A 13,714-nucleotide genomic window follows, 5' to 3' on the forward strand; every position below is an offset into this window, starting at 1 on the left:
CCGCTTACAGGGTCAAGAACCGTGGTGCTGTAGCTCTCTGATTGACTGCTTGGCCCGCGCACGGCGTCGTTCATAAATTTGATGCCATGCTTGCGAGGCCAGTTGGCGCTGGGCGACGATGTAGTGCTTTTCCGTAACCTTACCATCCGGGGTATGGTTGAGGAGCGCCGATACCTTGATCGCCTGCTCGGGCAGTTCGATGACGAAGGTCGTGGCGGCGCTTTTTCGAAATGCATGTGGAAGGGTAGGGACGCCGAATTTGGCGGCAGTCCGTTCCTTGATGCGCTTGCGCATAGTTTGGTCAGACATTGCTGCGCCTGTGTCGTCGATCCACAGTGCATTTCCCGCATTTGCCTTGGACGACGAACCAATCAGCACTGGGCGGATGTGCTCAAGGTATACCTCCAGGTAGCGGCCGAGTTTGTCAGGCAGAGGCCATTCGTCGAACTTATCCTCCTTGGTTTCATCTTCGTCAAAACGCAGACACCAGCCGGCAGCGTCATGAACGAGGTGTCCGACGATCTCGACGGAGGCGAAATTGCTGATACGTGCCGGGGCCGACGCCATCGTGGCGATGATCAAGCCGTCACGAAAGGCTATTGGATCGGCTGTGCTCGCTTTGTCATTGCTGAGGCTGCATTTAACCAAATCCATCCCCAGGGAAAACAAGTCGGCTGCATGGACCACCTTGCCCTTCTTTACCGGCTGGCGTTTAGCACGGGAGCGCAGGTAGGCGTGAACAGCTCGCAGCCAAGTCCAGTCATGGTTGGGAACCATTGCAACCAGGAATCCCAGAATATTTCCAGCAACCGTGGCCTGAGTGGTCTTGGCCAGCCTAGTGCGCTCGGCAGTGAAGAATGCTGTCAACATTTCTTGCGTTGCTCGTTCAGCAGGTGTCGTCGCGACTAGATCGACCCCGGCATTTTGGCAGAACCTTAGGAAGCGGCCATAATCGAGGCGTGCAACGTGTTTGTGGCGTGTTGACCAAGTTGTCGCCCTCGCCGCCAGCAGGGAGGTGGCCATCTCCACGGTGCAAAGGTAGAGGTCGCGGTCGCCATCTGGCCAATCCGAGAAGGGAACGGAAAGACGGTCTTTCATTGCTTGCTCCAGCGACGGCGAGCATCGTCGAAGACCCGATGATACTGCTTGCGAGATTCGGTCTTGCTCATGGCGAGGTAGGATGCTGCGGTTGTGCGCATGGTGCGGTGACCAAGGCAATGCTGAGCAATCGGCAGGGCGTTAGGGCTGTCGTCCAGGATCAATTTGGTGGCAATGCTGCGGATGAGGTGTGGGTGGAGTTCGCAGCCAGCGTACCGGGCCGCAAAATCCATGACGTCGTCGTATGCTTGGGAAGTCGTCCAGGCGGTTCCGTCCTTTCGGGGAAACAGTAACGAGGACGTGTTGACGCAGTGAACTGCCCGATAACTCTCGACATACAGGTGGATGGTGGCGATGGTCTCCGGGCGCAATTCAGCGCGAAGGTCTTCGCCGTTTTTCACCTCGTCGTCAGGAATTTCAAGCCAAACCCGATCTCCCTGCGTGAAGAAGTGAGTGTCGAAGTCCAGGGCCGCAATGTTGATCGAGCGCGAGCAGGTGTCGAACGCCAGCGCGAGATAGGTGGCGGTGCGGACGAGCTTGGCACTGTGGATGTCGATGGGCATGTTCTTAGCCGCTACCAGGAGCGTATCGGCCAACCACAGCGTGCGGTCGAGAAGCTCCTCATTTTCGAACTGGCGCAGGCGACGGCGCGTCTTCTCGGCCATACCGGCCTTCTGCTTGGTGCTCTGGTGGATTTGTTTGAGCCGTTGAACGAGCGGCCCTTCAAGGTGCAACCAGTCGCGGGCGATGTAATAGAGCAGGAAGGCCATCAGGCCGATTTGGCCGCCCTTCTTGCGATTGGTACGTTCGCACACGAACTTCAGGATCGTGTTCGCGTTATCGAGGGTGACTAAATCCCTGAGGCTAGTTAAGGATTCAGCCGGGGTACCCATCCGGACCAGGATCGAGGCCATGCGGCGGATGCAGTCCATGTAGTTGGTCACCGTCTTCGGCTTCCGCCCCACCGAGTCTTCGAGCCAGCCAAGAGGGTTGTTGGTGTTAACACCGACGAAGCCATCGGTATCGGCCCGAAAAGTCGTTGGAAATGCACTCCAGGGGAGGGCGTAGGTCCAGTCAGTCAGGATTTCGGGGGCGATTTCGGTGCTCGGCCAATCGGCCACTGCCTGTTTCGCCTTGCGCCACGCCTTGGCAGCGTTCGTAGTGAGCTTCCGGGCCTTGGAAGGCAGGACCGAGATTGCACGGTGCTGGCTGTATTTCTCGAAGTGCAGGGACGTGATCATCCACGGCTCCCACCCATTATCCGACACGTAATGAACGAAACCGGACAACTCGGCCTGAGTCCACGTATCGGTGATCTGGTCCACAAGGGTCTGCCACGCTTGAGTCAGCTTGTTATTAGCGCGCCCGTCGGTCACCTTGATGCCCGACACGCGAAGCGCCCGGCGGACATTAGACTTGAAAGCTGACAGGCCGCCATCGGTCGCAAATTTCATTTTCGCTGGGGTCAGCTTGTCAAACAGGGACGCCATGGCGACTTGATCGACTGGGGCTGCGATTTTCAACATCTTCGACAGCATTTCGGCCACTCGAGTCGTATCCCTGATCAAATTTTCGCGCACCTTGTTGGTCAATGTGCTGTCGGCCTTAACGCAGTCGATGACTTGGCTCCAAGTCATTGATGGCTGCGTGCAGACATTATCAAACGTGTTCATCTCTGCTCATCCTCTGCCACGCATAAGTTTATTACCTGTGTTAACCCTTATTGAATTGTGTGGATGTTTTTGTGCCGGTGTTATTTTTGCTGTGCAAACTTGGTCAAATTTGCTCGCAAGCACTGGTTAGATGTTCTGGCCGGTGATCGTTGCGACGTAGCGGCGGATTTCAGCTGGCCGGAAGCGCAACTGTGCACCTTTGTGGTCCTGCACCGGGCTCAATGCCCCCTCGGCGACCCGCCGCCTGATGGTGGAGGTCGAATAGCCAAGAATCTTGGAAACCTGCTTTAACGACAACAGAGGCTCAAAACCGGCAATCTTGATGTCGTTGTTCGTGGCCGCCAATTTTGCGACAGCCATGCTGTGGAGGAGCACTGGTGCGTGACTTTTGCCCATTTCGGAATCCTTTCCTTTGTTGAGCGAACCTCTACTGATGCGGAAAATTGTTGCGGGCAGTTGCGCTTCCGAGGAGGCGGGCGAGGAAGCGCAATGCTTCGGAGCCGTGGCTATCGGTGCTGCTGTTCTTATGCGCCGTAGGCAGAGCATCTCTGACCTCATTCCCTGGGGGGGAGTGAGGTGGTGCGGGATTTGCCTCGGCGAGTGGGAAATTCGGTGTCATGGCGACGCATCCAATTTGAGGCGTCACATAGCCATGCGACGCACATTTCAAGTGCGTTCGCCACAATGTCGAACATGGCCGAATACGTACGGCTGTCGATTTCTTTGGGGGGGATTCTCAGAATGTCACTTTGGACATGGCAAATTTAGCGTGCCATTGGCGTGTTTTCTATAAATTTCTCGGTGGAAGTCGCCCGCATATGGAGCGCCAAGGTCGTGCCAGGAGAGAAACTGGCGTGAAGTGTGACCTTGGAAATAAGGGAAAGGGCGGGAATCCGCCCTTTTCCCGTGCAACGCCTTATGACTGGCTGAGTTCGATCTCCGGCTTGCGCCATTCGGCGGGACCGAGGCCGATCCATTCGACGGTGCCGTCATTGACCCGCATAGCGAAAATGCCATGGCGGATGATGTCCGCTCCGAGTCGGGTCTTCACATGGGCCTTTGCCATCCTGGCGATCATGTCACGGGCATCGGGCATGCCGAGTTTGGCCGCCGAGGCGACGGCTTGGTCGGAAACGTCGAACTCCCGGAAGCCACGCTTGGTCATATCTGGCCTCCGTCGATGAGGCTGCTGGTCGCGATCTCCAGGGTGATCAGCTTGGTTCCCTGGGGGATCGCGGCGTCCAGCAGACGGCGGGCAGCCAGCCGGGCCAATTCCAGGTCACTGGCCTCGACCGCTTCGACCACGTGGCCATGCACCGGGCCATCGGGGGCGACCTCCCAGTGAAACAGGCTGACCCGCCACGGCCCTTCCGGATTCTTAGGCTTCAGGTTTTTGATAAACGACGGTTTCGGCTTATTCATCGCGATCTCCTTTTGCTCAATTGGTTGAGGTGCTGATGTCGTGACTGGTCGCGGGAGCCACCGCCTCCTGCGGCAATGACGCATCGGGCATGGCCGCTTCCAGCAGCCCGACCCGGATGGTGTGGAGGTGAGGCAGTTCGGCCTCCACCAACTTGATGAAGTCCGAGATGGCATCGACTGGAAAGCCGATTGAGGCGCAGTCGGCCTCGATGCCCTGGCGCTCGATGGCCTCGGAATGCCGCCAGTGCAGTTTGGGATTCACCCGTCCGCCCTCGGCAAAGAACACCCCATAACTTGCGGCCTTGGCCCAGGATTTCTTCGGAAGCAGTTCCTTCAAGAAAGACCGGATAGGAGGGTGGGAAAAGGCGAAGCTCGCAATCGCCGTCTTGCCCATCCGACTGAACAGGTCCACCGCGCACAGCGGCACATCTCCTACCATGGGCATGGGGAGCGCCTGGTCCTCCACCGTGCTCTCCTGCCCCATCACCAGAATCAGCAACGGGAACAGGATGAACATCGGTTCGCGGACCTTTCGGAGCGCCATGGCGGCGGCCTCCAGCACCGCCTCGGGAACGCCAAGCTTGCGGTAGGCGGCGAACAGGGCGGGCAGATTGCCGGGGCCAACCCGACGATTGGGCCAGAGGTCAACTCCCGAGGCATGCCATGCAGCAGTGGCCCGCTCCACAACCGGCACGGCTTCGTCCATCACCAAGCCGAGGACATGGGGGATTGACCATGTGCGCAGCAGGCTATTGAGCGGACGAAGCCCAGGGTCGTTTGCGGCGGCGCTTGCCAGCCCCTCGGCGGAGCGGCTCTTGTTGGCGGCGGCGAGCATGCGTGCGACCGCCACCACCGTGGTCTGGTCATCGCCCATTACCCTCCGCCATTTGGCGTTGGTGGCCGCCGTTGCCGCCAGAACGGCATCAACACTGCCCAGGCCAATATCTTCGTGGGCGATAACCAGAAGGCGCAACCAAACGGCGGCACGCTCCATCCGCCAGAAGGTCAGGGCAGCCCGTCCGGCAAGGTCAATTGCGCCGCGCCTGATGCACTTCTGCAAAGCCGAACGAATGAGCCATCCATCGGCAATGGCGAGTGGGATCGGGTGCTTCGTTGGGAGGTATGCCCCGATCAGCGAGTATGAGCTGCTCATACGTTCCTCCCGTTGTCCGGAAACAAGGGGCGGCCCTGGGTGGTGAGCCGCCGCTCAATCACCACCTTCCGCTCGATGAGCCAGGTCTTCGGATCGGCATTGATGACGATAGTGGCGCTGTTGCGGGTCACGAAATCCTTGAGGTCGTTGCGGCGGACAATGACCTGGACGCCAGGGATGATTTCGGTCGGCTCCTTCATGCCGATCCGGCATGACCAGTCCTTGTCCGGAATACCCAATGCCTTCAGGTCGCAGCGTTCTCCGTGGACGCCGATCCTGATGCGGGCCTCCTGGCTGCCGGGATATGTGGACAGCACCCTGATTTCGAGGACCGCTGCCAAGCCGCCGATATGGGTCAGGTAGATCGGCTGGTTGCGGCTGGCCTGCAACGACAGTCCGGAATTGAAGTTTGATGCCATTTGAATCTCCGTTAGTATTTGTTTTCATAAATACTGTAACTATATGATTTATGTTTTGTATGTGTAAGTTTGCGACCATTTAAAATATATATGTTGAGTGTTGATATGTATGACTTACAATTATTTATCAGTTACTGAGTTGTAGCTGCGGGGAATTGCCAGTGACAGGGGGGGCTCGTGCCACGGTGCAGGCAATTGCACCATCTCTCCCTGGAATGCAGAAATCGGGATGGCGAAGCGCGCTGGAGCAGGAGCCGCGCCCAATCGTCGATTGGGGCTTTATCGCCTCTGCGACTGCGGTTAGGCTTACCGGCGAAAGCAGACGCGCTGCTTTTGGGGCGTGGAAACCCCTGTACCAAGCGGAATGGCGCTGGCCGCAAACAGTGCCGCACTCCTTGACCTTTGATGTCGGGGAGACTGCGGCTATGTCCAGGTCTCACGACTAAAGGCCGCAGTGACCGGCTTGGTACGGTTTTTCCAACTCCCCGACTGCCAGGGTTCTGGTGGTCATAGCCATCTTGCGGGGGCGCACCGCAAGCTCTGGTTCCGGGGGGGAAGCCAAAGATGACGGATTCACTGGACGGGCAAACGCAGGCCCGGCGGTCTTGCGACGGCATCCCAACGGCGCTGCCCAGCATTCTGGCTCCGGCATCCGCACAGGTGCTGACCAGGCTGACTCCCAATGGCCAGGGGGAGAGCCAATACACCGAAGACCTGCTCCAGCGGATTGTTCACCTCGCCCCCGAGGTTCTGCCCATCTGGGACATTGAACCGGCGTTTCATACCGCTCGATCCATTTGCCGCGAATTGCCGGTTGGCAGCGACCCAGCTAATCCGGTCGGGTATGTCGATAACCTGCTGATGACCCCGGATGGGGGAATCGTCGTTGTCGAGTGCAAGCTGGCCCGTAACAGCGAGTTCAGGCGGGCGGTGGTCGCCCAACTGCTCAGCTATATCGCTGAATTGTCGCGCTGGACCTATGCCGATCTGGAGCGCGCCGTTCGCGCCGCTCGCAAGGCTACCGAGTCAGATGGTTCGGCAGATTCCGATTCCATCTATGCGTTGGCCGGTGCTTCCGACCTGGATGAAAGCCGCTTCGTCGAGGTGGTGGAGCGCAACCTGCGACGCGGCAGCATGCTGGGCCTGATCGTGGCTGATGGTCGCTCCCCCACCGCCAAGGGCATCGCGGAAATGCTCGGCGCTCAGTCCGGCACTCAATTTGCTCTCGGGATGATCAAGCTGGACATCTACCGCCTGCCCAGCGTCCCCGACTTCCCCTATCTGGTGGTGCCGCATGTGGAGGCCAGAACCGAGATTCACAAGCTGACGGTTCGCTTGGTCGAGGGCATGGTGGTTGACCCTTTACCGGCATCTCCGGCGGAGACGACAAAATCATCCTCGGCTCGAACCACGAGCTTGAGCCAGGAGATGTTTTTCGAAGCGTTGAAGGAATCAGTCCCGGATCAGGTCGCCAATGTCCGGGCATTCGTCGATGAATGTGTGGCTCGCGGCTGCCAGATTGGAGAGGCATCGGCCTCCATATCGATTCGGGTGCAGGATCGGGAAGGACGATCCTGGAATCTGGGCAGCCTGATGAAGAATGGAGATGTCTGGGTTTTTGGGCTGAACCAAAAGGACTTGGCCTATGGGACCGATATTGGCACGGCCTATATGAACAATGTGGCCTCACTGGTGTCGGGAGCCTACATCCGGCCACCAAGTTCTCCAACTCTGGAAGCCGAATTGAGGATGCCCAAGGGCCGCGTTCGGATTGCGGATTTGATGGCGGTGCGGGACAGGTGGCTGAACCTGATACAGGGAATGGCGGATGAGGTCAGCCGGGTGCCGTCCGGCGACTAATCTGGGAGATCGCAGTGGGCTACTCTTTCTTCGATACCGAGACGACCGGTCTGGATGCCGGGTTCGGTCAGATTCTCCAGTTCGCCGCCCTGGTCACCGATGATGATCTCAACGTGGTCGAAGAGGTGAACCTCCGCTGTCGGCTCCAACCCCATGTGCTTCCCACCCCTGGGGCACTGGTGATCACTGGCATTCGTCCCACCGAGATCGAGCAGGCCCCGCTTTCCCATTACGAGATGACCGGGACGGTGTTGCCGTTTGATAGCCGATCACATTGAGGAATGGCGAATATCGCGGCTTTTCAAGTCGGCGGAGATGGCCTGTTTTCAGCAGGAAGATAGAGGGTGCCGCCCGGACGACGCGGGCGACACCTTCAAATCGTTAGCACCAGCAGGGATCATGTGCGATTTCGGCAGCCAGACTCTCCACATCTTCAAGCGTTTCGCTGTGGGCGTGATAGCCCCGAGTCATGGCCATCTGGTCGGTGAAGCGGTAGACCATATAAAGGCCTTTCTCTGGGTCGTCATCGCGCCGGGCGCGGCTCTTAATCAGCCCGTAGCCCTTGCGGGCAAGCTGATGCCGGACACGGCGCTCACGGGCCTTCTCTATAAGATCAGTCATAGAAATCTCCATGGTATAGTCAGATTCAGGGCTTGTTCCCGCCAGCCCTTGCGCCGAAGCGCCCATACCATGCCAGACCTTGCGAAGCTCAATTACAGAGCTGAGGCTGTGTCGTAAGTCAATGGAGCGGGGTATTGCCTTACGGAGGTCAGCATGAATTGGCTGACGGTCAAATTCAAGGCTTTCCACCGAGCTCAATGGCCGACAACCTTTGCCATGACGAGGAATTGCCGCGAAGGGCACCGATCATCACCTCTTCGTATTCGATTCGGAGTAATCGCAATGCGGAGATCATTTTTTGATCTTCGGTAGGCAGGTAGGCAGAAAATTATCTCGGCCCTAAAGCCTTGGCCATTGCCAGAACCTGTTCTCGAACTTTGGGATCGGCGATGGTGAAATAAGCCCGGACCAATTCGAGGGTTTCCCGCTTCGTCATTGGGTTCTCGTCAGGGGCATTAACGGATTTTGTAACGTTGCCCCTAATCACCTCGACTGGCGATGCCGCCTGTGCGGTCGCAGAAATCTCCTCGAAAAAATAGCCAACCCGCACATCCAGAACACGGGATAGATCGAATAGCCTGGAGGCTCCGACCCGATTAGCCCCGCGTTCGTATTTCTGCACCTGCTGGAAGGTCAGTCCCAGGCATTCACCCAGCTTCTCCTGGCTCATCCCGAGTAGGGTACGACGAAGCCGAATGCGGGCACCAACATGGACATCAATGGGATTGGCACTGCCATCATCCAATCGGCCTCGGGTGGACCGGCCAGCCTTCTTGGCTTTCTTGGCAGGCTTGGGGGCAGTCGCGGGCTTGGTGCTCTTACGTGGCGGCATGCTGAACGCCTCCTAATTCATCAGATGGCTGATTTGGGCCGACGATTCTTCCGCGTATAGCCAAGGCCAGCCGCTTTCGCGAGTTCGGATCGGCGTGCTGCATATTCCGGGGCGACCATTGGGTAATCCCTGGCCAAGGACCACCTGGCCCGATACTCGTCGGCGGTCAGTCCGTGGCTGGTCTGGAGGTGTCGCTTCAACATCTTCTGGTGATCACCACATTCCAGACAGACGATATGGTCGGGGGTCACCGACCGCTTCACCGAAACGGCAGGTTGCGGCTGTTCAGCCGGGACTGAGGCCGGGGCTTCCGTGCCAACCAAGGTCGAATAAACCGACTTAATCAGGGTTGGAATTTCCGTGGCCGCCAGGGTGTTGCTGCCTAAGTAGGCAGCAACAATTTTGGTGGTTAGAGACTTGAGATCATCGGCCATTGATGGTGTCCTTCAGCCCCTTACCGGCAGTGAATTTCGGCGACTTGCTTGCGGGAATGACGAGGGTTTCGCCAGTACGTGGATTTCGGCCAGTGCGATGAGGGCGTGATGCAACAGAGAAAGACCCAAAGCCAACCATACGCACATCATCGCCGGACTTCATGGCGGTGGCGATGGCTTCAAAAACGGCGTCGATAGCACTTCCCGCGTCGGCCTTAGTCATGTTGGCACCATCGGCAACGGCGGCGATCAATTCGGACTTGTTCATGTGCCCCTCCCTGCAAAAAGTATGGCTTCATGAATTGCACGAGGTTCTTGGAGCGTCAAGTTTCCCCGGACACTATTGATGGAGCCACCTTGAAGAACTCCGGGTCTTCCAGGGTGCGGATCGACACCATCATCGTCTCGTGCTGATTTACCAGTCGTGCATGTGGCACGCCATCGACCGCAGTCCAAAGGCGGGACACTTCCCACACCTTCCTGGTCTGGTCGTTAGATTTCATGAACCGGTCGCCAACCTGGATGGGTGGAATTTTCCGTCCGAATATCGCCATGTTCCCCTGACCAGCCTACCTGCATTCATTCCGCTGTATCGTGGATCGCCCGGCGATCACAAATCAATTTTTCAACGCAGAAGCCAAGGTCGTGTCCTCTTGGTGCAGCCGGATGATCATGTCGGGAATCAACCCGTCCAGAATAGTCCGAGCTTCACTCAGGTCTGCATTGTCGCAGATCGCAGAATGAAGCCGCATAAATGTCCGGCGAGCTTCATTGTGGGTGTTCATGTGGCGGAATGAATCGTGGAAATCAGCCACACGGTCGAACAAGCTTTCTTCACTGGCGAGGTGCTGCAACGCAGCCTCCAGAAATTCACTCGCTGAAATTTGTGCAGCCTCCAACAGCCGGGCTTCAACAGCAGCCGCAACAGCATCGAGCAGGTGAAACAGGTGTCGGTGAGCGGCATCTATCTCTGGCACGCCAAGGTTCATCGTGTCCTGCCAACGTAGACGCATGGCATTGTGTCCGCAGAATTTCAATCGAAAGTATAATAGACCTGCTGATCAACGGGTCAATAGGTCGAACACTGCACAGCCTCATTCATGGTCTGGTCCACTTTGAACACAATGCGCTGCCAACCATCAGGAGCGGGGGGCGAGGAATCTGACGGGGCAAGGGAAACATGAAGTCGATCAAAGCCTGCTCGATCAGCACCATGATGGTGATGCGCTACTTGTCGAGCAGAGCCTTCACCTCGGCTTCTTTCTAGGAGCACTATCCTGCAGCTTCCATGGCCAGAAAGGCGAGAGGGCGAGAATCAACGGCGGAATCTCGAATCCACCGTTTGTATTGCATGTCCTCATTGAGAATGTGGTGAGTGAGCCATTGGATGACGAGGTTGGGAAGGTCGTCCGCCGCTGACTTAGTCCCACTTTGATAGGTTTCGGAAATCGCCCTCACCCTGGCTTGAAACTTGCGGTGTTTGTGGTGATGTTCCGCGAGTTGCGTATAGCCGACCGCCTTCAGCGCCTTTTCCTCGCGAAGGAAATGCCCATCTACATATTCTTCTAGGATCATGAGAGTGCTGGTGATGATCATTCCCTGGTCCTGCTTCGCTGCAAGCGAATCGTAAAGCAGCCGAGCAATGTCAAAAAATGCCTTGTGGTCGGAGTCCAGCGTGTCATTGCCCACGGACATTTCAGGGGTCCAATCAGGAATCGCGCTTTGAACGGTCTCGGCACCCATAGGCCCACCTACCGTGGATTTTTGACACAGGTCATGTCCGTCCGAGCCGATAGGTTGTGACAATCCACCCGTACGTGATATGACCAAAGTAACAAACGCCCATAGCAGGGGCCTGTCAAGGGAGGCTATCAGCATGGCCAGCGGCATTCGCGGAAGTGAGCGCAGCTTCCGTGACAATGAGATCATCGTCAGCAAGACGGACCTTCAGGGGCGAATGACCTATTGCAACGACGTTTTTATTCGCATCTCAGGATACGCGGAAGCCGAGTTGATCGGAAAACCACATAACATGATCCGGCATCCGGCTATGCCCCGATGCGTGTTCAAGCTTCTTTGGGACACCATTTCCCAGGGCAGAGAACTGTTTGCCTACGTGGTCAATCGCTGCAAAAACGGCGACTATTACTGGGTCTACGCTCATGTGACGGTCGATCTTGACGACAATGGCGACATGGTGGGCTACCACTCCAATCGTCGATCTCCAGATCGCAAAGCCATCAACGTCATTGAGCCGTTGTATGCCCGCCTTTTGGAAGAAGAAGGGCGGCATACCGACCGAAAGGCTGGGATTGATGCGGCGACCAATCTGCTGCTGTCCATTCTCGCTGAAAAGGGAGTGAGCTATGAGCAGTTTGTCTTCAGCCTCTAAGGCGCTGGCAGCAGTCGTCATTGCATTGGTGCTGATGGTGATCGTGACGGCTTGGGACATGGCAAGAGGAGCCTCCGGCCTTACTGCCTTGGTGCTGGCCGCATCCGTGATGTTGGTGCTGGCGGTGATGTGGCTACGACGGACCAATGCCAGCCTGGGCAAAGGTGTTGCGGTGCTGAGCCAAGCCGCTGAAGGTCGTCTCAGGGTTCGGGTGTTAGGCATCCGTGGCCATGGCACTATCGGCGAGCTGCTTCGCAATATAAATCGCTTGTTGGATCAGACCGAGGCATTTGCGAAAGAGGCGGATGCGGCAATGCACGCCGCCGCCGAAGGCCGCTTTTACCGCAATATCGTTGGTAAGGGGCTGCGAGGGGAGTTCATTCGCTACTCCCATGACGTGAACAAGACCCTGGGTGTCATGGGCGAAAGCAATGCGAAGCTGGGAATGTTCACCAGCCGCATGCTCAAAGACGCAGTGTCAATCTCGATGACCATCAACGAGGGTGCCATTGCCAACGCCAGCATAATCACCGGCATTCACAGCGCCCGTGATGAGGCGCAGGGCATGGCTGCGGCAACTGAGGAATTGGTATCCAGCATCCAGGAGATCAGCCACCAAAGTGAAGGTGTTGCAGGGCTGTCCATGGAAGCCCACTCGGTTACCGAGGCTGGGCGGCAAGTCGTTTCGGAAGCCATGCTAGAATTTTCCACAATTGAAGCCGTTGTTCGCGAAGCCGCCCATAAGGTTGCCGATTTGGCTAAGGCGTCAGAAGCCATTGGGGACATCTTGTCTTCCATTGAGGATATTGCGGCCCAGACCAACCTTCTCGCCTTGAACGCGACCATTGAGGCGGCCAGAGCTGGTGAAGCTGGAAAGGGGTTTGCTGTCGTAGCGAATGAGGTCAAGAACCTCGCCAATCAGACGGCACGGGCTACTCTCGACATTGGGGAGCGCATCAACACCCTTCGCCAGGAAATGGCAGGGATCGTCACCACGATGGGCCAAGGCACGGAAGCAATTGCCACAGGTCGCCATTCGATGGAGACCATGGATCGCCGTATGGGCGAGATCAGCGAACTCGTCAGCAACACGACCGAGCGTATGGCCGAGGTATCTCATATCCTGTCTCAGCAAGCCGCTGCGGCGAATGAAATATCTAGCGGCATCCAGAAGGTAGCCCATCTGGGGGAACAGAACGCTCAAGCCATCGAAAAAAGCACAAACGCTCTTTCAGGCGTTGAGGCCGAGATCGGCTCGCTATTGACCCTGCTTAATGATCAAGAGATTCCCAACAAGATCGTCACAATCGCCAAGGCTGATCATGTTATCTGGAAAAAACGTCTTGTCGATATGGTCATCGGTAAGATCACGCTGAAGGCGGAAGAGCTTTCCAGTGAACAAACCTGTCGGCTTGGGAAATGGTATTTCGGCCCAGGTTCGATGCCTTTCCGGCATCACCCCGCCTTCATTGAATTAGAAGGCTGTCACCGGGATGTCCATCAGACAGGCATGTCCGTGGTAAAGGCGTTCAATGGCGGAAATGCGGATGAAGCCATCCGTCTCATAGGCGAGGTTGGGGGCGCTTCCGAACGCGTGATTGCGTGTCTCGACCGTTTGATTAACGAACCTGCCCAGATAAGCGGTGGGGGCACAGGAAGGTTCTGAAGCAGACTTCCGGATAAATTCGACAGTTTCTAAGAGGGTCTCAGATGGTTCCTCCTCATCTGCCAGCCATTTCGCGGCCCATGTATTCGGCTGAGCGCCAAATGCACGAGCGGAGAGCAAAGGCGAAGTCTGAGGCAACGCTAG

Annotated in this window: 16 protein-coding genes and 1 pseudogene; 4 read left to right on the plus strand and 13 right to left on the minus strand. The window is 57.1% G+C overall.

Annotation, left to right across the window (positions count from 1 at the left end; translation table 11 throughout):
• Positions 1-12 precede the first annotated feature (12 nt).
• The 7 genes from WV31_RS19340 to WV31_RS19370 all read right to left on the minus strand — a co-directional run bounded on the left by WV31_RS19340 (position 13) and on the right by WV31_RS19370 (position 5,765).
• Positions 13-1,098, minus strand: a complete 1,086-nt coding sequence (locus WV31_RS19340) for a site-specific integrase (RefSeq protein WP_085375069.1) — start codon at positions 1,096-1,098, stop codon at positions 13-15.
• Complete coding sequence (locus WV31_RS19345; RefSeq protein WP_085375070.1) at positions 1,095-2,771, minus strand: hypothetical protein; 1,677 nt, start codon at positions 2,769-2,771, stop codon at positions 1,095-1,097. The genes WV31_RS19340 and WV31_RS19345 overlap by 4 nt, the downstream gene beginning before the upstream one ends.
• Before the next feature lie 126 nt (positions 2,772-2,897).
• Positions 2,898-3,167, minus strand: a complete 270-nt coding sequence (locus tag WV31_RS22235; RefSeq protein ID WP_168186001.1) for a helix-turn-helix domain-containing protein — start codon at positions 3,165-3,167, stop codon at positions 2,898-2,900.
• A gap of 520 nt (positions 3,168-3,687) precedes the next feature.
• On the minus strand, positions 3,688-3,936 hold the full coding sequence (locus WV31_RS19355) for a hypothetical protein (protein ID WP_085375072.1): 249 nt from the start codon (positions 3,934-3,936) through the stop codon (positions 3,688-3,690).
• Positions 3,933-4,193, minus strand: a complete 261-nt coding sequence (locus WV31_RS19360; RefSeq protein WP_085375073.1) for a hypothetical protein — start codon at positions 4,191-4,193, stop codon at positions 3,933-3,935. The genes WV31_RS19355 and WV31_RS19360 overlap by 4 nt, the downstream gene beginning before the upstream one ends.
• Before the next feature lie 16 nt (positions 4,194-4,209).
• Positions 4,210-5,346: a hypothetical protein gene (locus WV31_RS19365; RefSeq protein WP_085375074.1), complete on the minus strand. Its 1,137-nt coding sequence runs from the start codon at positions 5,344-5,346 to the stop codon at positions 4,210-4,212.
• The gene (locus WV31_RS19370; RefSeq protein WP_085375075.1) at positions 5,343-5,765 is read right to left on the minus strand and encodes a hypothetical protein; all 423 of its coding nucleotides are present in this window, start codon (positions 5,763-5,765) and stop codon (positions 5,343-5,345) included. Before WV31_RS19370 ends, WV31_RS19365 begins: the two co-directional genes overlap by 4 nt.
• Before the next feature lie 564 nt (positions 5,766-6,329).
• Here WV31_RS19370 and WV31_RS19375 point away from each other — a divergent pair.
• Both WV31_RS19375 and WV31_RS19380 read left to right on the plus strand, forming a co-directional pair.
• A complete protein-coding gene (locus WV31_RS19375) occupies positions 6,330-7,625 on the plus strand; it encodes a hypothetical protein (RefSeq protein WP_085375076.1) in 1,296 nt (431 codons plus the stop codon).
• Between the two features lie 14 nt (positions 7,626-7,639).
• Positions 7,640-7,903, plus strand: a complete 264-nt coding sequence (locus WV31_RS19380; RefSeq protein ID WP_085375077.1) for an exonuclease domain-containing protein — start codon at positions 7,640-7,642, stop codon at positions 7,901-7,903.
• Positions 7,904-8,006: 103 nt separating this feature from the next.
• Here WV31_RS19380 and WV31_RS21820 read toward each other — a convergent pair whose 3' ends face one another.
• The 6 genes and pseudogenes from WV31_RS21820 to WV31_RS19415 all read right to left on the minus strand — a co-directional run bounded on the left by WV31_RS21820 (position 8,007) and on the right by WV31_RS19415 (position 11,255).
• Positions 8,007-8,444, minus strand: a complete 438-nt coding sequence (locus tag WV31_RS21820; RefSeq protein ID WP_145980915.1) for a hypothetical protein — start codon at positions 8,442-8,444, stop codon at positions 8,007-8,009.
• A gap of 130 nt (positions 8,445-8,574) precedes the next feature.
• Positions 8,575-9,078 carry a helix-turn-helix domain-containing protein gene (locus tag WV31_RS19390; protein WP_237051385.1) on the minus strand — a complete coding sequence of 168 codons (504 nt, stop codon included), beginning with the start codon at positions 9,076-9,078 and terminating at the stop codon, positions 8,575-8,577.
• Between the two features lie 20 nt (positions 9,079-9,098).
• Positions 9,099-9,512, minus strand: a complete 414-nt coding sequence (locus WV31_RS19395; protein WP_085375079.1) for a MucR family transcriptional regulator — start codon at positions 9,510-9,512, stop codon at positions 9,099-9,101.
• Positions 9,502-9,807, minus strand: a pseudogene (locus WV31_RS19400) (HU family DNA-binding protein); the annotation flags it as partial. The gene WV31_RS19395 and the pseudogene WV31_RS19400, both read right to left, overlap by 11 nt.
• 322 nt (positions 9,808-10,129) lie before the next feature.
• On the minus strand, positions 10,130-10,525 hold the full coding sequence (locus WV31_RS19410; protein ID WP_145980916.1) for a hypothetical protein: 396 nt from the start codon (positions 10,523-10,525) through the stop codon (positions 10,130-10,132).
• A gap of 259 nt (positions 10,526-10,784) precedes the next feature.
• Positions 10,785-11,255: a bacteriohemerythrin gene (locus WV31_RS19415; protein WP_085375083.1), complete on the minus strand. Its 471-nt coding sequence runs from the start codon at positions 11,253-11,255 to the stop codon at positions 10,785-10,787.
• Between the two features lie 133 nt (positions 11,256-11,388).
• On the opposite strand from WV31_RS19415, the gene WV31_RS19420 reads away from it, so the two are divergent.
• Both WV31_RS19420 and WV31_RS22740 read left to right on the plus strand, forming a co-directional pair.
• Positions 11,389-11,904, plus strand: coding sequence for a PAS domain-containing protein (locus WV31_RS19420; RefSeq protein WP_085375684.1), 516 nt, complete (start codon positions 11,389-11,391; stop codon positions 11,902-11,904).
• Positions 11,879-13,570, plus strand: a complete 1,692-nt coding sequence (locus WV31_RS22740; protein WP_085375084.1) for a methyl-accepting chemotaxis protein — start codon at positions 11,879-11,881, stop codon at positions 13,568-13,570. Before WV31_RS19420 ends, WV31_RS22740 begins: the two co-directional genes overlap by 26 nt.
• Positions 13,571-13,714: the final 144 nt, after the last annotated feature.

The organism is Magnetospirillum sp. ME-1 (genome assembly GCF_002105535.1).
In the GTDB taxonomy this organism is placed as follows: Bacteria; Pseudomonadota; Alphaproteobacteria; order Rhodospirillales; family Magnetospirillaceae; genus Phaeospirillum.